Here is a 21421-nt window from a genome sequence, read left to right on the forward strand (position 1 = left end):
CGGGTCAATGATCGGACGGCATGCGGCCGTCCTCCGGCGTCGCGCACCGGCGGCTCAGCCAGTCGGCAAACATCAGGTCGAGATGCCCCCCGCCGCCGTTCTTGAACAGCGTGATGTCCGCATCGTGCCGGCGTCCCGCCGCGCGGCCGCCGCACAGGTCGAACAGGTCGCCCTCGATGTCGGTCGCGTCGATCACGCCCGCGTCGAGCGGCTGGCGAATGTCGCCGCAGTGCTCGGTCACGAGCGCGCGATGATCGACGTAGATGCGCGAGCGCAGCAGCGCCGCATCGTTCGCTTCGCGCATCGACGGCGTGTAGCCGCCGACCAGGTCCACGTGGCAGCCGTCGCGCAGCCATGCTCCGTCGAGCACCGGCGACGTCGACGACGTCACGCACACGACGAGGTCGGCCTCGCGAACGCTGCGCTCGAGATGCGCGACGGCACGCACGTCCGCACCGGGCGCGTCGCCGGCCGCATGGTCGGCGAGCCGCGCCGCACGCTCGTACGTGCGGTTCCACACGTCGATCCGGCGCAACGTCGGAAATTCGGCGGCCATCACGCGCAGATGCGCCTGCGCCTGCGCGCCCGCGCCGATGATCGTCAGCGTCTGCGGCGCGCGCCGCGCGAGCAGACGTGCCCCGAGTGCGGAGTCGGCCGCCGTCTTGTAACGGCTGAACGCGTTGCCGACGATGATCGACCGGAACCGGCCGTCCTCGGGATCGCTCAGCAGCACGGCCGCGTGCCACGTGTCGGCCGAATCGTTCGTCCGCCGGCCGTTGTCGGGCGAGATCGACACGACCTTCGTGCCGGTCGCGCCGTCGGGCGCGCCACCGAGCCAGATCAGCATCTCGCCGTTCTCGCGCGCATCGCGCGGCACGCTCGCATGCAGGCGCGCAAGCGGCGCATACGCGCGCCGGTGCGCGGCCTCCAGCGCATCGACCATATCCGTGGGCGGCATGCGGCTCAATACGGCATCGGCAGAGATCAGTTGCGGCAACGGACTGGATTCGGTCATCGGAAACGGGTTTGCCCTGTCAAAACGTGTGACGTCGAAACCGGCGGCGGACGACGCGGCCGGGCGCATGGCCGGCACGTGGCCGGCCGGGTGTGGCTCACGCATCGCGGTCCGCGATCAGCGGGACGGCCGACAGCGGGATCGCGCCGGTCGACGTGATCAGCACCTGTTCCTCGAGCTTCACGCCTTCGGCGCCGCCCTGCACGCCGATGTAGCTCTCGACCGACACGACCATGTTTTCCTGGAACGTGCCGTCATACCCCCATGCGTCGAAATCGACCGCATACGCGACGCTCGGGTATTCGTCGACCAGCCCGACGCCGTGCAGCATCATCATGTAGCGGTTGTGGACGTAGCGCTCCGGCACGGGCCAGCAGTGCTCGGCGAACTCGCGGAACGTGACGCCCGCGCGCAGCAGCCCGACGTTGTGCAGGATCTGGTCTTCCGCATAGCCGAGCAGATCGCGCTGGTGCGCGGACACGCCGCGGCCCGGACACACGAAACTGCGCGAAATGTCGGACAGGTAGCCGCCGGGGCCGACCATGTCGGTGTCGAAGCACACCATGTCGCCCGGCTCGATCACGCGGTTCGACGCATCGCGGAACCACGGATTGGTGCGCGGGCCCGACGACAGCAGCCGGCTTTCCGCCCATTCGCCGCCGTGCGCGATGTTCGTCTCGTGAAAGACGCTCCACAACTGGTTCTCGGTGATGCCCGGACGCAGCGCCTCGCGCATGCGCGCGACGCCGAGATCGCACACGCCCATCGACACGCGATGCTGCGCGATTTCCTCCGGGCCTTTCACGACGCGCGCCTGTTCGGTCAGCGGTTGCGCGTCGAACAGCCGGACGCCGAGCCGCGTCAGCCGTTCGGCACCCCACGGGTCGCAGCGGTCGACGGCGAGCCTCATGTTGCCGCCGCCGTGCGCACGCAGCAGATCGGCGATCTCGTGTGCCCACGCATCGGCCTTCTCCTCGACGCGCGGGCCGGCCAGGAAATAGATCCACGGCGTGGCGGGCCGGATCTCGTCGATCGATTCGATGTGTTCGCTGTTGTGCTTGCTGCTCGTGAAATCGAACAGCACGAGCGGACCGTCGGTCGCGATGAACACGTAGCGGCTCGGCGAATGCATGACCCACAGGCCAAGATTGTTCGTGTCCGTCGCATAGCGGATGTTCAGCGGATCGGCGAGCAGCATCCCCGCGTAGTCGTGCTTGCGCAATTGTTCCCGCAGCCGTTCGACACGGTACGCGCGCAGCGCGCGGCGATCGATCGCGTCGAATGCGTCGAGCAGCGCGCGATCGACCGGCGCGACGCGATGGCCCTGGACCAGGGCGTCATCCCGGTACGCGGGAGCGTCGGGCATGCCGGACATCGACGAGCCAGCGCGGGGAAATTGCGGGGCAGTATTCACGATCACGACGGCTCCCTTCTGACTGGAGTGTGAGCGCCCGGGATGGAGCGCGGATCCGACGCATTGCCTGTGTCGACGCAGATTAGTCCCGCGTGGAACCAACTGTCAATGCGCTAAAAATGTGTTTACCCTTGCTTCGCGAACGGCCCGCCAAGGGCCGGCGGCATGCATGCGGGCGCCGCCGCGCTTGCGCGGCAGCCGCCCCGTTACGGCCATTCACGCGGGGCCGGCGACGCGCGCCGGCCCGTCGCTTTACAGGTCCTTGACGAGCCGCAGCGCGTCGTAGATCGCCGCATGCGTGTTGCGCGCGGACACCGCATCGCCGATCCGGAACAACTGGAAGCGTCCCGCCGGGTTGCGGTTCTCGACCTGCGGCTTGCCGTCGATGAGATCGTCGTAATTGACCGCGCCGAGGTTCGTCGACTGCGGCTTCAGCGCGAAGTACAGCTCGTCCATCGGGATCGTGCCGTGATTGACGACGATCTGGTCGTAGCGGCGCTCGTTGTGGATGCCGCCGTAATCGCTGCCGACGGTCGCGACCAGTTCGTCGCCTTCGCGCCGCACGGCCTCGAGGCGGTACGTGACCGTAAACTTCGTGTCGAGCTTCTGCAGCGAGCGCATGTACGGCACGAGGTTCATGCTCATCACTTCGGGCGAGAACGCGCGGTCGGGCGTCATGATCTCGACCGCACCGCCTGCGTGCGCGATGGTTTCCGCTGCCTGCAGCGCCGGATGATCGCCCGCGTCGTCGTAGATCAGCACGTTGCGGCCCGGCTTCACGTCCCCGGAAATGATGTCCCACGCGGACACCTCGTGCTCGCCGCCCGAGGTCAGCACGTCGACGTCCGGCATGCCGCCCGTCGCGACGATCACGACGTCGGGCCGCTCGTCGAGCACGGTGGACGTATCCGCCCACGTGTTGAACGCGAAACGCACGCCGAGCCGCTCGCATTGCGCCATCCGCCAGTCGATGATGCCGAGCATCTCCTTGCGACGCGGCGTCTGCGCCGTCAGGCGCACTTGCCCGCCCGGATGGCCGGTCGCCTCGAAGACGACCACGTCGTGCCCGCGCTCGCCGGCCACGCGTGCCGCTTCGAGCCCGGCCGGACCGGCGCCGACGATGACGACCTTGCGCTTCGCCGGCGCGGGCGGGATCACATGCGGCATCGTCGTCTCGCGGCCGGTGGCCGCGTTGTGGATGCAGAACGCGGCGCCGCCCTGGTAGATCCGGTCGAGGCAGTAATTCGCGCCGACGCACGGGCGAATGTCGTCCTCGCGCCGCTCGATGATCTTGCGCACGATATGCGGGTCGGTCATGTGCGCGCGCGTCATGCCGATCATGTCGACCTTGCCCGATGCGATCGCGTGGCGCGCGGTCGGCACGTCCTGGATCCGCGCCGCGTGGAAGGTCGGAAACTCGGTGATGCCGCGCATCTCGCCCGCGAAATCGAGGTGCGGCGCGCTCTTCATCCCCATGATCGGGATGATGTCCGTCAGGCCCGCGTCCGTTTCGAGATGCCCGCGAATCACGTTCAGGAAGTCGATCAGGCCGCTCGATTTCATCGCGAGCGACAACTGGATCCCCTCTTCCTTCGTCAGCCCGCCCGCGATCATTTCGTCGGCGGTATAGCGGATCCCGACGACGAACTCGTCGCCGACGCGCTTGCGGATCGCCCGCAGCACGTCGAACGTGAAGCGCATCCGGTTTTCGAGCGGGCCGCCGTACGGCGCGTCGAGCGTGTTGGTCAGCGGCGACCAGAACTGGTCCATCAGGTGTCCGTAAGCTTCCAGCTCGATCCCGTCGAGGCCGGCCGCCTTCATCCGCTCCGCCGCATCCGCATAGTCGCGCACGATGCGTTCGATATCCCACTCCTCCATCTTCTTCGGAAACGCACGGTGCGCCGGCTCACGCGCGTGCGACGGCGACACCGCCGGCAGCCAGTCGCCTTTGTCCCAGCGCGTGCGGCGGCCGAGATGCGTGAGCTGGATCATCACCTTCGCGCCGTGCTCGTGACACTCGTCGACGAGATCCTTCATCCACGGCACCACTTCGTCGCGATACGCGAGGATGTTGTTGAACACCGGCGGGCTGTCCTTCGAGATCGCCGCGGAGCCGGCTGTCATCGTCAGCGCGATGCCCGCCTTCGCGCGCTCGACGTGGTAAGCACGGTAGCGCGCCTTCGGCATCCCGTCCTCCGCATAAGCCGGCTCGTGCGACGTCGTCATGATGCGATTGCGAAACGTCAGATGTTTGAGGGTGTACGGCTGCAGCAGCGGATCGTTCGACATGGAATGCCTCGTGGAAGAAACGGGAGCGTGGTTCGTGACTGCCTGACATGAACACCAGTTGCGACTCAGGTTAGAATCACTGTTCACATGTGTCAAGTTGACAAAACACATATGTACAGTGAGTTCGGGAAACTCCTGATGACGGGGGTTGCAGGGGAGTTGGAACGGATGGGTGAGTCGCCGCGGCGGTGGGCTGCGGCACAATGCGGGTTGCGATGTGCGCAACCGATCGACGACTGGAACGAAAGGACGTTTGCCTGATGGAAGAACCGATTGCAGCCGAGAACCTTCGCGGGTCGGCGGACACGTGGCTGGACGCCGCGACGGAAAGTCTGCTCGAAAGCGGCATCGAGTCCGTGCGGATCCTGCCGCTCGCGAAGAAGCTGAATCTGTCGCGCACGAGCTTCTACTGGTTCTTCAAGGACCGCGAGGAACTGCTCGCGACCCTGCTCGCGCGCTGGAAGGACAAAAACACCGCCAACTGGGTCGCGCGCACGGAAGCATATGCGGACTCGATCTCGGAGGCGGTGCTGAACGTGTTCGATTGCTGGTTCGACGACACGATCTTCGACAACCGCTACGAGGCCGCGATCCGCAGCTGGGGGCAGCAGGCGCCCGAGATCGCGATCGAGCTGGCCGACGCGGACACGAAGCGGATCGCGGCGCTGACCGCGATGTTCGAGCGCTTCGACTACGCGCCGGTCGTCGCGCAGGTGCGTGCGCGCACGATGTACCTGACCCAGCTCGGCTACGTGTCGATGAAGACGACGGAGCCGATGAACGACCGCATGGCGCGCATCGCGACCTACGCGGAAGTGTTCACCGGCAAGCTGCCGACCGACCGCGAGATGCAGCGGTTCTTCGCACGCCGCACGCCGGCGGCCGTCTAGCGACACGGCCGGGGCCGGGCCGCCGGGCCGATTTCCCGGCGGCGCGTGCGTCGCCGGCTTCGCTCGCATCGCCCATGTTCATGCCTGCCGCGACACGGCCCTCGCCGGCATCGGGGAATCGCCGGGTATACTCCCCTCCAGTATCCGACATATACTCCCCCCCAGTTTATGAAGCCGTGCGAGATCCGGCATGCATGCGGAGAAGAACACCGCGCTTCGGCGCGCGCAGGTCGATAATCGAAGCGCGACGCATGCGCGCCGGTTCGCCCTCTCCGATGCTGATTCGGTACGACAGTCGACGACGTCGCAGGCCGCCCGCAGCCGTCAGGTGGCCGAGGCAGGATCCAGCCTGCGCCGTACGTGAAACACGAAGTCGCTCTCCCGCTTCAACGAAACAGGCGATCTGCCGCACGAAGGGAAGTCGATCCGAACCGTCGTTCACTACTGAAGCACCGAAAAGGAGCATGACCATGTCCGTCGCCATTCATCCCACCGTCGATCGCGGTATTCAGAAAGGGGCCGATTCATTCGCGGGCGGTACGCTGCGCTGCCTGTGCACGCAGGATCCGGTCGAAGTTCGCGTCGGCGCCCAGGTCGCCTTCAATCACGCGTGCGGCTGCACGAAGTGCTGGAAGCCGGCCGGTGCGCTGTTTTCCGTCGTCGGCGTCGTGCCGCGCGACAAGGTCGCCGTGACCGCGCACGAAGAAAAGCTGCGCGTCGTCGACGACAAGGCGCTGATCCAGCGCCACGCGTGCTCCGCATGCGGCACCCACCTGTTCGGGCGGATCGAAAATTCGGAGCATGCGTTTTACGGGCTGGATTTCATCCATACCGAACTGTCGCCGGATGCCGGCTGGGACGGCCCCGGTTTCGCCGCCTTCGTGTCGTCGATCATCGAGAGCGGTACGCCGCCGTCGTTGATGGCGGACGTGCGCGATACGCTGCGCGGCAAAGGGCTCGAGCCCTACGATTGCCTGAGCCCGGCGTTGATGGATGCGCTGGCCACGCATACGGCCAAGGCCAAAGGCACGTATCGGGAAGCCTGAGTTCATCGACTCGGCCGGCGCGCGGCGGTGGACGGCCGCGCACGGCCTCATCGTCGTCGCGACGGACACGCGGTCCGCGCGACGGTATCCCGTCACCGCGCGCGCCTTGCTTCCGGACGTCGTCCCGCGACGCCGCCCGGCCTTGCATGACGAACGTTCGATTCAATCGCCGTTGCTGACGATGCTGTCCGCGATCTGCGCATCCTGCACCGCGACACCGGTCAAGTCAGCGATCGTGATCTGCGCCGGGTCGGCGTCATCGCGTGCGCGGCCGCCTTGTGCCAGCACGTTGCCGAGCTCCACCAACACCTCCGCCCGAATCAGCCCGGCAGACAGCGCGTGCGAAATCTCGCCGTACTTGCTGCATTGCTCGATCGAGTCGACCACGATGGCGCCGGCCCGCCCGACGATGCCCGGATCCAGCTCCTGCTTGCCCGGACCATCGGCGCCGACTGCGGTGATATGCGTGCCGCCAGCGATCCACCCGGACTTCAGCAACGCTTCGCGCGACGGCGTCGCCGTGACGATCAGGTTCGCGTTGCGCGCGACAGGCTCGGGCGTCGCATGCAAGCGGACATCGAACCCGTGGGCCGACATGTCCGCCACGAAGCGCTCGCCCTGTGCCTGGTCCGGCCCCCAGACGTGCACAGCGCGACACGGGGTGACCGCCTTCAGATACTCGAGCTGGAGCCGGGCCTGATCGCCCGTGCCGATCACGCCGATTCCATGCACGTTGCGCGGCGCCAACGCGCGCGCGGCCAGTTGGCCGGCAATCGCCGTGCGCACCGACGTCAACCAGCCCTCGTCCTTCAGCAAGGCGACCGGCTCGCCCGTCGTGGCCGAGAACAGCATCACCAGGCCGCTATTGCTGGGCAGCCCGCGCGACGGGTTGTCATAGAACCCGGCCGACACCTTGACCGCGAAGGTCGCCGCCCCGTCGACATACGCGGACTTGATACAGCAGTCGCCGTTCGCCGCCGGGAAGTAGAAGTTCTGAATCGGCGGAACCAGCACGGCCTTCTGCGAATAGGCGACGAAGCCTTTCTCGATCATGCGCACGGCACGCTCGACGTCGAACTTCGCGACGATCTCGTCTTTGCTCCAGATCTTCATTTGACGGCCTCGACGAACTTTTCCAGCATGATGTTGCGACCGCACAGGATCACGGCCACCGCACGCCCCTGGTACTTGGGCGCCATCTGCAGCAACGATGCCAATGCCACCCCGGCCGCCCCTTCGACCATCCAGCGGTCCGTCTGCGCAAGCAGCTTCATGGCCGCCTTGATTTCTTCCTCGGTCACGAGCGACGTGTCGGAAATGACCTCCCGACCGATATCGAACGTGATCGTATCCGGTTCGATCCCGCCGGCCGTTCCGTCCGAAATCGTGTCGAGCTCTTCGCTCTCGACGATCTTCCCGGCCTTCAGCGAGCTGTAGAGCGCCGTCGAATTGGCCGGCCAGCAACCCACGACGTCCGCTTTCGGGTTCAGGTGTCGAATCGCCGTACCGACGCCGGAAATCAGGCCGCCGCCGCCCACCGACGCAAACACGGCCGCGAGATCCACGCCCGCTGCCCGCGCCTGCTCGTGAATTTCGATGCCGATCGTGCCTTGACCGGCGATGATGTCGACGTCGTTGTAAGGGGAAACGAACGTCATCCCCTTCAGTTTGGCCTGACGGCCGGCTTCCAGCTCGACCGCCAGCGACGTGTCGTCGATCGTCACGACTTCCGCACCCAGCGCGCGAATGCCATCGAGCTTCACGGGCGAGGCCGAGCTCGTCGCGTACACCGTGACGGGCACGCCCGCGAGCTTGCCGGCCAGCGCGACACCCTGGCCATGGTTGCCGCTCGAGACCGTCAACACACCGTTCTTGCGGGTGCCCGGGTCAAGCAACCGCACCTTGTTCGTTGCACCGCGAAACTTGAACGACCCCGTGTGCTGCAGGTGTTCGCACTTCAAATACACTTGGCACCCGGTCATCCTGGACAGCATCGGGCTGAACGAAAGCGGCGTCACCGTCACCTGCGGACGAATCTCCCGATGCGCTTCCTCGATGCGCGCGAACAAATCTGTTGTCACCCTTCACCTCTCAAATCTTTCAGGTAGTTAAAAATCGTCGCGCGTCCCAGTGCAAGCAACTTTGCAACATAGTTCGCGGCGCTCTTGCCATTGAATGCGCCTTCCTCGTACAGCGCGGCGACAAGCTCGCGCTTATGCTCGCGCGTGAGCATCGACAACGTGAGCTTGCGTTCCTGCAGCCAATGATTGAGGAAGACATTGACGCGATCCTGCCAATCGTCGCGGAACAATTTCGCAGGCTGAGGCTGCAGCACGGCACTGGACACCAGCATCTCCAGCGCCTGCTTGGCCTGATCCAGGGCGGCAAGATGAAAATTGATGCACATCACCGCGATCTCCACGCCCTCGTCGTTGCGCAACACGACACTGATAGACCTGACCTTCCGCCCGTCCCAGCCGAGCTTTTCATACGGGCCGATCACGCTTTCCTGCGCGTCGAAACCGATCTCGTCGAGCGCCGAGTCATCGCCAATTTCCCGCTTCGACAGATTGTTCGCGACATGCACGACCGTCTGGCTTCCGAGATCGTGAAGAACGACCTCGGTGTAGGGCGGGAAAAGCTGCGTGATGGCATCCGCGACGGCCCGGAACGAATCGAACTTGCGCGCATTCGCGTGATGCCCGCCGGTCTTCTTCGCCGCGCCGGCCTTGGCCCGTGCGCCCGCTTTTTCCGTTGAACCGACTGCCGAAGTCCGTGCTCTGCTCATGTGTGTCTGCTCATGTCTGTGCGGATCCGGCGCAGCGCACGTTCGTCGACGCTCAGTGCACGGCGAGATCCACGGTAAAGTACTTTTTCAGGAGGCGTTGGTAGGTGCCGTTTTGCTTGAGCGCCTCGAACGCAGTGTTCAGCGCGTCACGCAGTTCGTCGTCACCCTTACGCACTGCGATGCCTACCCCCGAGCCGATGATTTTCGCATCATTCACCGGGCCGCCCGCGAACGCGAAGTCCTTGCCGTTGGGCTGATTCAGGAAGCCGAGGCTCGCCGCGGTCGCATCCACGAACGTCGCGTCGATACGCCCCGACACCAGATCGGCGTAGGCCTCGTCCTGGGTCTGATAGCTCACGACGTTCACGTTCCCGGGCGCCCATATCTGCTTCGCGTACTGCTCCTGGATCGAGCCCTGCAGCACGCCCACGCTGTGTCCCGCGAGCGATTCAGGCGTCGGCAACAGCTTGCTGCCTTTGCGGGCGACCAAGTGAGCCGGCGTCAGATAAAGCGGCACGGTGAAATCGACCTGCCGGGCGCGCTTCGCATTGATGTTCATCGCCGAGTCGATCGCATCGAACTTGCGCGCCTGCAACGCGGGAATCAAACCGTCGAAGGCGTTCTCGACCCACACGCACCTGGCCTTCAGTTGCGCGCACAACGCATTGCCGAGGTCGATGTCGAAACCCTGCAGCTGCCCGGACGTCGTCTTGGATTCGAACGGGGGATAAGCCGCCTCGACCCCGAACCGGATCGTCGTAAGCGGCTTCGCGCTCGCCTCCGCCCCGACCATCATCATCACCGCCGACAGCGTCACTGCCACCCTCACCCGCGTCCCGTATTTCCTCATTGCCATCTCCTCTCACCGATTCAGGTTCACGAACCGATCGACATCCGGAAGCTTCGGGTACCGATGAAAGGCACCTCGGTGAGCCGGCCGCCGTGGCGTTCGACTCAGTTGATCGTCGTGTACTTTTTAGTCTAGACTAGATTAAACAATCCAACAAGACATGAAACGATCCATGTCGACCCACGGGATCGAACGCCGCGAAATCGGGGAGCCCGTCGCCGGACCGACAGCCGCGACCGGGCACGACGCAACTGACATTCGGAGGAGGAGACATCAATGGCACGGCTGACTATCGACTGGCAACGCAACGGGCGCCAGGCGACCTACCTGGAGTTGCCGAGCTCCACCAACACCAGCGCGTGGCAGAACCTGCGCATTCCCGTCTTCTTTCTGCAGAATGGCCCGGGCCCGAGAACCCTGCTGCTCGGGGGCAGTCACGGGGACGAATATGAAGGTCAGATCGCACTCTCCAGGCTCGCGCACGCGCTCACACCGCAGGAAATCGCGGGCTCGCTCGTCATCATTCCGTCGCTGAACCTGCCAGCGGCGTTGGCGGGCGCCCGCCTGTCCCCGGTCGACGGCGGCAACCTGAACCGGGAATTCCCGGGCAACGCGCGCGGTTCGGTCACGCAGCGCCTCGCCCATTTCGTCTCGCACGAACTGGTTCCGCGGGTCGATCACGTCGTCGATCTTCATTCCGGCGGCCGGACGCTGCGCTTTCATCCGTCCATGTTCGTCCACGAACAGCCCGATGAATCACGAACTGCGGCGTTCGTCGCGGCCGCCCGGAGTTTCGCCGCGCCGTTTACGGTGATCCTTCGGGAAGACCATGCGGATGTGATGATCGACGACGTCGTCGAACGCGCCGGAAAGATGATGCTGGCGAGCGAGCTGGGCGGCAGCGCGCTCGTGACGCCGGAGACCGTGGAGTTGACGTTCGAAGGATTGCGCCGCTTGCTGCGGCACCTCGGTCATCTCGGCCCGGCAGACCATTCTGCCGTCTCGGCGCCGGCGTCGCGCCTGCTTCATGTGCCGAATCAGGATTTCTCGGTGCTGGCCGACGATACGGCGCTCTTCGAGCCCCGTGTCGAGCTCGGCGCTCCGGTGCAAAAAGGCGACGTCCTGGGTTACCACCACTACATTGATCGCACGATGCCGCCCGCCCCGGTTCATGCACCGCAGACAGGCGTGCTGCTCTGTTTGAACGGGCAGGCACTGGTCAGGCGCGACGACACCATTGCCGTGATCGCCGTGCCGTACGAGCCGGGGGCGTGATCGCATTGAACCGCGAGCCGGACAGGCGGAAGGCGGGTCATGAGCGAGGTTATTCCGGATGCCTGAAGATCCGGTTCGCCAGCGCCTTCGAATCAATCCCGCCACCGGCATCCGCTCACGCACCTGGACGTCGTCATTCACGACGGGAAGCGTCGGATCAGCGAGATGCCTGATGCCCGTCGTGTACTTCCGCTTGCTCATCCGGTAAAACAGAGGGAAAGGCCACTCCGGAACTTTCACGCCCAAACGGTCCGAACGCAAGTTTCGGGGTAGGCTGTGCCTTGTACAAGAAGGGCTACCCTTGACGGGAATAAAACATGGACTCGAAAAGAAAAATACTTGGACTGGCCTGTCTATCAACCGTGTTGACCGGTTGCATGAACCTGAACATGAGCCAGCAATCGCAGCTGACATGCAATGGTTTCGCGCAACTCGCCCAATGCATGGAACAGGCGCATGCCCAAGGGCTGACAGCCGTATCCATCGCGAGGAACAACGGGCACGTCGACCTCACTCAGGCCTGGGCCGATAGCGAGGAGACCGATCAGACCTTCGTGGCCAGAGGTAGCTGGCCCACCGAAGTACGACAGCTCGACCAGCAGATCGCGGCGATCCTGCCCGAAGCACAGAGGATTGCGGCGACAGGCGATTGGGCCAAATACCCCGCCTGGAAAGCGAGATACGTGCCATTGATGAACCGCTACTCCGAGGTCACATCCGCTGCCGCCCGGCAGGTCTACATCAACGCGGCCCCGTCACGCGAATGGATGGCGACCCATCCGGTCAGCCCCGATGCGCTCCCCAACGCCAACCGGGGCACCGGCGCAGGCGTGCAACAGTGGTGCGAACAATCGTCCGGCTCGGTCGTATCCATGGTGCCGTGCGGCAACTGAAAGGCAGAGCGGGCCTGCAAGGCCTGCTCCGGCACTTCCACTCATGCGCTGCTAGCACCGCACGCATCAACGGTCCGGGTTGAACGTAATCGCGCTGGTCGATCAACTGGAGAAACCCGCACACGAGCGCGTGGTTGCGTCGGCACAAGCCGGCCGTGTTTCTCGCCGCGCTGCTCGACAGCCAAACCACTGCGCAAGGCTTGTAGACGGGTTAGCCGTCGGTCGTCCGGAGCGACGCACTCGCCAACGTCGCGCGCGCGTCACCCCTGAACCACCGCCCCTTCACCGCGCCTGCCACTCCGCGCCGGCATCGAGCGGAAACACCGGCCTCGCGAGGCGCGCATAGTCGAACTGCCCGAAATCGGAGCCCGTCACGCCGCGGCTGTCGCATTCGACCAGGGCGGCCGAGATCGGCACGAACACCGGCCGGCAATACATGCGCGACTTCAGCAGCAGGAAACGCGCGCGGCGTGGATCGACGCCGACGCTCTCGAACACGCCGAGATCCCACGGCTCCTGCGTGCGCTCGGTGACGACCAGCGTCGCCACCCCGATATCGAGCACGGCCGCACGCCCCATGTAGGCGCGCTGGCCCGTATAGGTCGGCCCGGTGATCACGTATTCGCCGTCGGTGATCGCGCGCACGATGCCCGTCGCGCGAAACGGCTCGCGACGGCCCCCGCCGAGCGACGGCATCCGGTTGCCGACCGGCACCGTGACGGTCGCGCCGACGCCCGCGTCGATCAGCGCCGCGACCGCTTCCGGGTCGCACAACGGCCCGCTGACGATACCGTCGAGCCCCTGCGCGAGCGCAGCCTCGAGCAGGTCCATCGTGTCGCACGGGCCGCCCGACATGCAGTTGTCGCCGTGATCGAGCAGCAGCACCGGACGCGCCGCGCCGCGCGCGAGCGCCGCGGCCTGTGCGACCGATTCCGCGAGCGGCGCGCTGCGATACACGAATTCGTCGCGCGCGTCCCAGATCTGCCGGGCGATGCGCTCGGCCACCGCGTCGGCCGCCGCGCGATCGCCGTCGGCGACCACGACGACGCTGATGCAGGGCGCCGGAATATCCGCGAGCGAGAAGCCGGGCAGCACCGACACCGCAAGCATCCCGTCGGCCTCGGCCGCGCGCGCGGCCTCCACCGCGCGCTGCATCGCGCCTGCGGCGCTCGCGCTGCGCAGCGTCGACGTCATCAACGGCGGCTGCCGCCACGCAAGCACCGGCCGCGCGCGGCCGTGCACGCGGTCGAGCAGCAGGCGCGCCGCATGCTCGCCCGTCTCGTACATGTCGACGTGCGGATAGGTCTTGAAACTGACGATCACGTTCGCGTGATCGATCATCTTCTGCGTGACGTTCGCGTGCAGGTCGAGCGCGACCGCGATCGGCGCATCGGGCAGCGCGGCGCGCACGCGCGCGAGCAGGTCGCCCTCGCCGTCCGCGCTCTGTTCGGCGACCATCGCGCCGTGCAGGTCGAGCATCACCGCGTCGCAACCGGGCGCGGCCGCGACGATCGCGTCGCAGATTGCCGCATACGCGTCGGCCGCGACGGGCCCGCTCGGGTTCGCCGCCGCCGATACGGGTGTCACGACGTCGGCCCCCTCGCGCGCGGCCGCCTCGAGGAACGCGGCCATCGCGGTCCGCATGCCGTGGTTCGCGCGATACGCGTCGTCGCCCCAGTCGGGGCCGTTGCGGCCGAATGCGCCGAGCGGCGTCGGCACCGGCGAGAACGTGTTGGTCTCGTGGTTCATCCGGGCGATCAGGATCTTCATCGCGCGCCCCCTTGCGCCATGCCGGCCGCGCCCAGCATCGCCTGCAGCAGCACGTTGCAGCCGGCTTCGAGATGCACCGGATCGGCATCCTCGATCTCGTTGTGGCTGATCCCGTCCTTGCACGGCACGAAGATCATCGCGGTCGGCGCCACGCGCGCAAGATACACGGCATCGTGGCCCGCGCCGCTGATCACGCTCATCGACGACAGCCCGAGCGCGAGCGCGCCGGCCCGCACCTGCTCGACCAGCGTCGCGTCGAACGGCTGCGGCGGAAAGTACACGACCTGCTCGACGTCGATCCGCATGCCGGCCGATGCGCCCAGATCGCCACATACCGCGCGCAACGCCGCATCCATCGCAGTGAGCGTCGCATCGTCGGCCGCGCGCAGGTCGACGGTCAGCGTCACGCGGCCCGGAATCACGTTGCGCGAATTCGGGTGCACGTCGACCCAGCCGACCGTGCCGCGCCCATGCGGCGGGTGCGCGCACGCGATGCCGTTCACGGCGCGCACCAGATCGGCCGCGACCAGCAGCGCGTCGCGCCGCAGCGCCATCGGCGTCGGGCCCGCGTGTGCCTCCATCCCGTAGACGGTCACGTCGTACCAGCGCTGCCCGAGCGCGCCCTCGACCACGCCGATCGTCGTGTCGTGCGCCTCCAGCACCGGCCCCTGCTCGATATGCGCTTCGAAATACGCGCCAACCGGATGCGCGTCGCGCCCGTCGTCAGCACTGCCCGCATAGCCGATCGCGGCCAGCGCGTCGCGCACCGACACGCCGTCGCGATCGCGTTGCGCAAGCGCATGATCGAGCGTGAACGCGCCGGCGAACACGCCGGAGCCCATCATCACCGGCACGAAGCGCGAGCCCTCCTCGTTGGTCCAGACCGCGACCTCGAGCGGCGCACGCGTGCGCACGCCGGCATCGTCGAGGGTGCGCAGCACTTCAAGGCCGGCGAGCACGCCGTAGTTGCCGTCGAATTTGCCGCCGGTCGGCTGCGTGTCGATATGACTGCCAGTCGTCACGGGCGGCAGGTCGTCGCGCTCGCCGGCACGCCGCGCGAAGATGTTGCCGATCGCGTCGACCCGCACCGTGCAGCCGATGTCCTTCGCCCATGCGACGAACAGGTCGCGCGCGTCGCGATCGAGTTCGGTGAGCGCGAGGCGGCACACGCCTCCCTTGTCGGTCGCGCCGATCCGCGCGAGACGCATCAGGCTGTCCCACAGCCGCGCGCCGTCGACGCGCAAGCCGGACGCCGCGACGCCCGGTGTCGAATCCTGAACTTGCATCGATGGAAATCCTCGCAATGAAAGGGCCCGGCGCTCACGCGACGCCGACGCCCAGATAACGGTCCTTCACCTCGTGATCGGCCACGAATGCCGCGTTGCTGCCTTCGTAGACGATCACGCCCTGTTCGATCACGAAGTGGCGATCCGCGAGCTGCGTGCACACTTCGAGGTTCTGTTCGACCAGCAGGATCGCGACGCCGGCTGCCTTGATCTGCTTCAGTTGCGCGACGATCTCCTCGACGATCACCGGCGCCAGCCCTTCGACGGGCTCGTCGAGCATCAGCAGCCGCGGGTGATTCATCAGCGCGCGGCCGATCGCGAGCATCTGCTGCTCGCCGCCCGACAGCTGCGCCCCGCCGTTGCGGCGCCGCTCCTTCAGGCGCGGGAAGATCCGGTAGATGTCGTCGAGCTGCCACGGCGAATCGCGGCGCGCGCCGAGCCGCAGGTTTTCCTCGACCGACAGCAGCCGGAAAATCCCGCGATGCTCGGGCACGAAGCACAGCCCGCGCGCAGCGATCCGGTGCGCGGGCTGTCTCGACAGCGAGCGGCCCGCGAACGTCACCGTGCCGCCAGTGGGCGCCACGACACCCGCGATCGTCTTGAGCGTCGTCGACTTGCCCGCGCCGTTGCGCCCCAGCAGCGTCACCGTCTCGCCTTCGTTCACGTTCAGCGAAATGCCCTGCAGCACGTGACTCTTGCCGTAGCACGCATGGACGTCCTTCACGTCGAGCATCATGCGCGGCCTCCCGTGATCATGTTGCCGAGATACGCGCTGCGCACGCGCTCGTTGCCGCGAATCGCGTCGGGTTTGCCTTCGACGAGCACGCGCCCCTGCTGCATCACCGTGATCGTGTCCGAGATGTCCATCACGATTCCCATGTTGTGTTCGATCAGCACGACCGTGTAGTCGTCGCGCAAGCCGCGAATCAGCGCCTTCATGTCGTCGAGATCGTCGATCCCCATCCCCGACGTCGGCTCGTCGAGAAAGATCGCGCGCGGCCGCGCCGCCAGCGCCATCCCGACTTCGAGCCGGCGCTGCTGGCCGTGCGACAGCACGCCGGCCGCGGTGGCGGCGAAGCGCTGCAGGCCGAGCCGCTCGAGCACGTCGTCCACGATGCCGTCGTGCGCGAGCGCGCCGCGCGGCGGCGTCCACGGGTTCAGCGCGCGCCGCGATTCGACGCCCTGCGCGGCGACCCGCAGGTTCTCGCGCACGCTCAGGTTCAGAAACAGGCTCGTCACCTGGAACGAGCGGGCGATGCCACGCCGCACGCGCTTGTGATCGGGTTCGCGCGACACGTCGTGGCCGTCGAACAGGATCGAGCCCGACGTGATGGGCAGCGTGCCCGTCAGCGTGTGGAACAGCGTCGTCTTGCCCGCGCCGTTCGGGCCGATCACCGAATGCACGGTGCGCGGCATGATCCGCAGGTCGACGCCGCCCAGCGCCGTGAACTTGCCGTAGCGCTTGACGATGCCGCGCGCTTCGAGAATCGCTTCGCTCATTGCTGCTCCCTGGCCGTAGCCGCCGTGCGATCGGTGCGCCGCAGCGACGCCACGATGCGTTCGCCGAGTCCCCACAAGCCGCGCTGCATGAACAGACTGACCGCGATCAGCACGAGGCCGAGCAACAGCAGCCAGCGCGGCCACAACGTCGACAGCCAGTCCGCGAACAGCACGTAGAACGCGGCGCCGAGCACCGACGCGAACAGGTTGCGGGTGCCGCCGATCACCGTCATCACGAGGATCATCTCGCTCGTGTGATAGTCGATGTTCGACAGCGGCGCGATGCCCGTCATCAGCGCGTGCAGCGCGCCGGCCAGGCCCGTGACCGCGCCCGAGATCACGAACGCCGCGAGCTTGAAGCGCTGCACGTCGTAGCCGGCCGCCGCCGCGCGCGCCTCGTTGTCGCGAATCGCGAGCAGCGTGCGGCCGAATATCGAGCGCGACACGCGCAGCAGCAGCCAGAACACTGCGACGAACAGCACCGCGACGAAGCCGTAATAGCGCCACGGCGAATCGATCGAGACGAGCGCATGCCCGAACGCGGACAACGCCGGGCGCGGGATGTCGAGCAGCCCGTTGTCGCCGCCCGTGACGTCCGGCGTCGTATACGCGAGGAAATAGAACAGCTGCCCGAACGCGAGCGTCAGCATCACGAAATAGGTGCCGCGCTGCCGGATCGAGAACCAGCCGACGAGCGCGGCGGCGACGGCGCCGAGCACGGCGGCCGCGACGAGCGCGACCGTCACCGATTCGACGCCACGGGTCAGCACCAGCCCGGCCGCGTAACTGCCGAGCCCGAAGAAGATGCCCTGCCCGAACGACAGCAGCCCCGTGTAGCCGAGCAGCAGGTTGCAGCCGAGCGCGGCGAGCGCGAACACCAGCACTTCGGTCGCGAGCGAGCCCGAGCTCAACACCAGCGGCAGCACGCACGCGGCGAGCACCGCGAGCCAGCCTTCCGGGCGTTGCAGCGCGCAGCGCCACAGCGGCGCACGCGGCGCGGCTGCCGCGCCGGGCGACAGCGATTTCGACGAATCGATCATGCAGCCCTCCCCAGCAAACCGTTCGGACGCAGCAGCAGCACGGCCGCCATTGCGACGTAGATCATCAGCCGCGCGCCTTCCGGCCACAGCGTGCTCATCAGGCTCTGCACGATGCCGACCAGCAGCCCGCCCACCAGCGCCCCGAGAAAATTCCCCATCCCGCCGACCACGACCACGACGAACGCGACGCCCAGCGCCTCGATGCCCATGAACGGATCGACGCCGCGGATCGGCGCGGCGAGCACGCCGGCGAGCGCCGCCGTGGCCGCGCCGAGCGCGAACACGAGGCTGAATACGCGCGTCACGTTGATGCCGAGCAGCGACACCATCTCCGACGACTCGCTGCCCGCGCGCACCGTGCTGCCGAGCCGCGTGCCGTCGAGCAGCCACCACAGCAGCGCGGCCAGCACCGCCGTGAAGCCGATCACGAACAGCCGGTATTTCGGGTAGATGAAGCCGCCCCACACGACGACGCCGTTCAGCGCGTCGGGCGGCGGCACGTTGTCGCCGAGCGGGCCCCACACGAGGATCGCGCACTCCTGCAGCACGAGCGCGAGACCGACCGTCACCAGGATGTGGAATTCATGCTGTTGCGCGTACACATGACGCAGCACCAGCTTCTCGACGATCCATGCGAACGCGCCGACGACGAGCGGCACGACCGCGAGCGCGACCCAGAAATTCGCCGACCATTGCAGCGCCTGGTAGCAGAGGTACGCGCCGAGCAGATAGAACGCGCCGTGCGCGAAATTCACGAAGCGCAGCAAGCCGAACACGATCGACAGGCCGACGGCGAGCAGGAAGTACAGCATTCCCACGCCGATGCCGTTGACGATCTGCAGCAGATAGACGTTCATGGCTTCCGTGTCAGAAAGGAAGGAATGGGACGTCCGCGGCACACGACGCACGCGGACGCGCGCAGCGTGTCAGGCGAGCTTGCAGCCGGTCTTGTCGACCGGCAGGAACGACTGGCCCGAGCTGACGATGTCGGCGTAGTCGTCGGCGTTCTTCATCCGGCTCTTCGGCTTGCCCTTCAGCAGGTAGTAGTTCTTCATCACCTGGTGGTCGCCCTTGCGGATTTCCTCCGGGCCGGTGAGGCCGTCGTATTTCATGCCTTCCATCGCCGCGATCACCTTCTTCGGATCGGCGCTGCCGGCCTTCACCATCGCGTCGATCAGGATCTTCGAACAGATGTACGAACCCGCGAGGCTGTAGTTCGGGTTGGCCTTGAACGCGGCGTTCGTGCGCTTCACGAGGTCGCGGTTCAGCGGCGAATCGATCCCGTGCCAGTACTGCGCGCCGAAATACACGCCGTCGCAGATGTCCGGTCCGAGCGCCTCGAACTGCTCGAGGCCCGATGCCCACGCGAGCAGGATCGTGCAGTTGCGCTTCATCCCGAAGCTGACGGCCTGGCGCAGCGTGTCGGACGACTGCGAGCCGAAGTTCAGGATCAGCAGCACGTCCGGCTGCGCGGCGGCCGCGTTCGTCAGATAGCCGCTGAATTCCTTCTCGGCCAGCGAGTGATAGCTGTTGCCGACGTGCTCGATGCCCTTTTCCTTGAAGATCGCCTTCGCCGCCGACAGCAGCCCGTCGCCGAACACGTATTGCGGGGTGATCGTGTACCAGCGCTTCGCCTTCGGCAGCGTCTGGATCAGCGGGCGCACCGTCTGCTCGATCGCGCCGAAGGTCGGCACCGACCAGCGGAACGTCGCGTCGTTGCAGTCCTTGCCGGTCAGCTCGTCCGCGCCGGCCGTCGTGATGAACACGCCGCCGGCCTTCTGCACTTCCTTGCCCATCGCCAACGATTCGGATGACAAAATACCGCCCGCAAAAAAGCGCGCGCCCTTCTGCTGCGCGATCTCCTGCACGCGCCGCACGGCGGTCGCGGGTTTGCCCTCGGTGTCGAGCGTCGTATAGACAAGCGGTGCGCCGAGCACCTTGCCGTACTGCTTGACGGCCAGCTGCATGCCGAGGTCGGCGTATTTGCCGTTGGCCGCGAACGGGCCGGACATCGGCACCGGACAGGCAAGCTGGATCGGGGTGCCCTGGGCGAATGCGGCACGGGACCCCAGGGCGCCGAGCGCGCCCGGTACGGCCGACAGCGCGGCCAGTTTCAACAGTTCTCGGCGATTCAAGTTGACGCTCCTTGGAGGGACAAACACACGCGATACGACGGACTGCCAAACCGTGCCAACGCTCTACGGAAAGGGATGCGTCGTCAGTTCATCCTATTTATCATGATAAATAGGATGAACCCGATGCTAGAGACGATCAAAATTCGTGTCAATCAGGCAAAATTCCCTACCGCCGCGCCCGGGCCGATCGACGACGATGTGAACGGGCGCGCGCATGTCAGACAAAGGAGTCTCGAAGATGGTCATGGACCGAGCCAGGGCAGGCCTCGCGGTCGAAATCAAGCAGCCGAAGCGCGCGGATCTCGTCGCGGAAGAAATCAAGCGGCTCATTACGGAAAAGGACCTGAAGCCCGGCGACCGCCTGCCGCGCGAGGCCGAGCTGCAGCAGCTCTATGCGGTCAGCAAGAGCACGATCCGCGAGGCGTTGAAGTCGCTGGAAGTACAAGGCCTGATCAAGGTCACGACCGGGCCGACGGGCGGCGGGATGGTGGTCGAGGTCCCGCTCGACCGGACGCTGCAGTTGCTGCAGAACTATCTGTTCTTCAAGGACGTCACGATCGACGACATCTACACCGTGCGCAAGCTGCTCGAACCCGAGCTGGCCGCGGGCGCGGTGCCGCACCTGACGGAGCAGGATTTCGCCGCGCTCGAGGCCAACATCGCATGCTGCGACGGCTCGTCAGGCGCGCTCGAACGCGGTCATCTGGTGCGACAGCGGCAGGAGGACACGACGTTCCACGACATCCTCGCCGCCGCGAACCCGAATCCGTTCCTGCGCTTCAGTTGCGAGCTGATCAACGAGATGATCCGGCAGTTGATCGAATTCCGGAACGACACGCCGATCGCCGAACACAAGCGTTTCGGCGAAGCGAACGTGACGATTCACCGCTCGATCCTGCAGGCCGCCCGCGAACGCGACGTGGAGCGCGTCCGCGCGCTGATGGTCGAGCACATGACCGAGGCGCCGAAGCACGTGAAGCGGATGAAGGGGAAGCTGCGCGGGCGGCTGATTCTGGATTCGGAGATTCGCAAGCGCGTGCGCGCCGTGTCGACCGAGGTCGACGAGTAACCCGTGCGGCCTCCGGCATGACGGTGGCGGGGGCGTGCGTGTGGTTCGGCGCCTTCCGCGATAGCCCGCCCTGCCCACGCTTCGCGGAATGGATATGCCGGCGCGTCTACCGCATCGCTCCGCGCCCGCCCAGCACCCCGTTGCATAAAAACATCGGCACC

The 21421-nt window shown here is 66.4% G+C and carries 20 protein-coding genes; 6 read left to right on the forward strand and 14 right to left on the reverse strand.

What is annotated here, in order from left to right:
- Nucleotides 1–4: 4 nt before the first annotated feature.
- From BX604_RS25780 to BX604_RS25790, 3 genes are all read right to left on the reverse strand, one after another.
- Nucleotides 5–1015: an ornithine cyclodeaminase family protein gene (locus BX604_RS25780; protein ID WP_179894879.1), complete on the reverse strand. Its 1011-nt coding sequence runs from the start codon at nt 1013–1015 to the stop codon at nt 5–7.
- 97 nt (nt 1016–1112) lie between these two features.
- Nucleotides 1113–2381 carry a M24 family metallopeptidase gene (locus BX604_RS25785; protein WP_244108918.1) on the reverse strand — a complete coding sequence of 423 codons (1269 nt, stop codon included), beginning with the start codon at nt 2379–2381 and terminating at the stop codon, nt 1113–1115.
- A 300-nt stretch (nt 2382–2681) separates the two neighbouring features.
- The gene (locus BX604_RS25790; protein WP_098553627.1) at nt 2682–4718 is read right to left on the reverse strand and encodes an NADH:flavin oxidoreductase; all 2037 of its coding nucleotides are present in this window, start codon (nt 4716–4718) and stop codon (nt 2682–2684) included.
- 260 nt (nt 4719–4978) lie between these two features.
- Here BX604_RS25790 and BX604_RS25795 point away from each other — a divergent pair, with 260 nt between their 5' ends.
- From BX604_RS25795 to gfa, 3 genes are all read left to right on the forward strand, one after another.
- Entirely contained in the window at nt 4979–5608 is a 630-nt protein-coding gene (locus BX604_RS25795) for a TetR/AcrR family transcriptional regulator (protein WP_098553628.1), read from the forward strand.
- 190 nt (nt 5609–5798) lie between these two features.
- Complete coding sequence (locus tag BX604_RS39115) at nt 5799–5972, forward strand: hypothetical protein (protein WP_179894880.1); 174 nt, start codon at nt 5799–5801, stop codon at nt 5970–5972.
- A gap of 106 nt (nt 5973–6078) precedes the next feature.
- Nucleotides 6079–6654, forward strand: a complete 576-nt coding sequence (gene gfa, locus BX604_RS25800) for an S-(hydroxymethyl)glutathione synthase (RefSeq protein ID WP_098554052.1) — start codon at nt 6079–6081, stop codon at nt 6652–6654.
- A 162-nt stretch (nt 6655–6816) separates the two neighbouring features.
- Here the strand turns inward: gfa and BX604_RS25805 are convergent, their stop codons facing one another.
- The 4 genes from BX604_RS25805 to BX604_RS25820 are packed head-to-tail and all read right to left on the reverse strand — an operon-like array spanning nt 6817 to nt 10292.
- On the reverse strand, nt 6817–7767 hold the full coding sequence (locus BX604_RS25805) for an ornithine cyclodeaminase family protein (RefSeq protein WP_098553629.1): 951 nt from the start codon (nt 7765–7767) through the stop codon (nt 6817–6819).
- Nucleotides 7764–8735: a threonine/serine dehydratase gene (locus BX604_RS25810; RefSeq protein ID WP_098553630.1), complete on the reverse strand. Its 972-nt coding sequence runs from the start codon at nt 8733–8735 to the stop codon at nt 7764–7766. The genes BX604_RS25805 and BX604_RS25810 overlap by 4 nt, the downstream gene beginning before the upstream one ends.
- On the reverse strand, nt 8732–9442 hold the full coding sequence (locus BX604_RS25815) for a helix-turn-helix transcriptional regulator (RefSeq protein WP_098553631.1): 711 nt from the start codon (nt 9440–9442) through the stop codon (nt 8732–8734). Before BX604_RS25815 ends, BX604_RS25810 begins: the two co-directional genes overlap by 4 nt.
- 52 nt (nt 9443–9494) lie before the next feature.
- Nucleotides 9495–10292, reverse strand: coding sequence for an ABC transporter substrate-binding protein (locus BX604_RS25820; RefSeq protein WP_098553632.1), 798 nt, complete (start codon nt 10290–10292; stop codon nt 9495–9497).
- Between the two features lie 276 nt (nt 10293–10568).
- Here BX604_RS25820 and BX604_RS25825 point away from each other — a divergent pair, with 276 nt between their 5' ends.
- Together BX604_RS25825 and BX604_RS25830 are read left to right on the forward strand one after the other, a co-directional pair.
- Nucleotides 10569–11567: a succinylglutamate desuccinylase/aspartoacylase family protein gene (locus BX604_RS25825; RefSeq protein WP_098553633.1), complete on the forward strand. Its 999-nt coding sequence runs from the start codon at nt 10569–10571 to the stop codon at nt 11565–11567.
- A gap of 317 nt (nt 11568–11884) precedes the next feature.
- Entirely contained in the window at nt 11885–12460 is a 576-nt protein-coding gene (locus BX604_RS25830; protein ID WP_143748114.1) for a hypothetical protein, read from the forward strand.
- A 282-nt stretch (nt 12461–12742) separates the two neighbouring features.
- Here the strand turns inward: BX604_RS25830 and BX604_RS25835 are convergent, their stop codons facing one another.
- From BX604_RS25835 to BX604_RS25865, 7 genes are all read right to left on the reverse strand, one after another.
- Complete coding sequence (locus BX604_RS25835; RefSeq protein ID WP_098553635.1) at nt 12743–14230, reverse strand: M81 family metallopeptidase; 1488 nt, start codon at nt 14228–14230, stop codon at nt 12743–12745.
- The gene (locus BX604_RS25840) at nt 14227–15516 is read right to left on the reverse strand and encodes a Zn-dependent hydrolase (RefSeq protein WP_098553636.1); all 1290 of its coding nucleotides are present in this window, start codon (nt 15514–15516) and stop codon (nt 14227–14229) included. The genes BX604_RS25835 and BX604_RS25840 overlap by 4 nt, the downstream gene beginning before the upstream one ends.
- Before the next feature lie 34 nt (nt 15517–15550).
- On the reverse strand, nt 15551–16252 hold the full coding sequence (locus tag BX604_RS25845; protein WP_098553637.1) for an ABC transporter ATP-binding protein: 702 nt from the start codon (nt 16250–16252) through the stop codon (nt 15551–15553).
- A complete protein-coding gene (locus BX604_RS25850; protein WP_098553638.1) occupies nt 16249–17016 on the reverse strand; it encodes an ABC transporter ATP-binding protein in 768 nt (255 codons plus the stop codon). Before BX604_RS25850 ends, BX604_RS25845 begins: the two co-directional genes overlap by 4 nt.
- Nucleotides 17013–18056: a branched-chain amino acid ABC transporter permease gene (locus BX604_RS25855; RefSeq protein ID WP_098553639.1), complete on the reverse strand. Its 1044-nt coding sequence runs from the start codon at nt 18054–18056 to the stop codon at nt 17013–17015. The genes BX604_RS25850 and BX604_RS25855 overlap by 4 nt, the downstream gene beginning before the upstream one ends.
- On the reverse strand, nt 18053–18913 hold the full coding sequence (locus BX604_RS25860; protein ID WP_098553640.1) for a branched-chain amino acid ABC transporter permease: 861 nt from the start codon (nt 18911–18913) through the stop codon (nt 18053–18055). The genes BX604_RS25855 and BX604_RS25860 overlap by 4 nt, the downstream gene beginning before the upstream one ends.
- A gap of 69 nt (nt 18914–18982) precedes the next feature.
- Entirely contained in the window at nt 18983–20191 is a 1209-nt protein-coding gene (locus BX604_RS25865) for an ABC transporter substrate-binding protein (RefSeq protein WP_098553641.1), read from the reverse strand.
- Nucleotides 20192–20429: 238 nt separating this feature from the next.
- Between BX604_RS25865 and BX604_RS25870 the strand changes: the two genes are divergently transcribed.
- Nucleotides 20430–21260, forward strand: a complete 831-nt coding sequence (locus tag BX604_RS25870; RefSeq protein ID WP_098553642.1) for a FadR/GntR family transcriptional regulator — start codon at nt 20430–20432, stop codon at nt 21258–21260.
- Nucleotides 21261–21421 lie beyond the last annotated feature (161 nt).

The sequence above is a fragment of the Burkholderia sp. JKS000303 genome (assembly GCF_002563755.1).
GTDB classification, from domain to species: domain Bacteria; phylum Pseudomonadota; class Gammaproteobacteria; order Burkholderiales; family Burkholderiaceae; genus Burkholderia; species Burkholderia anthina_B.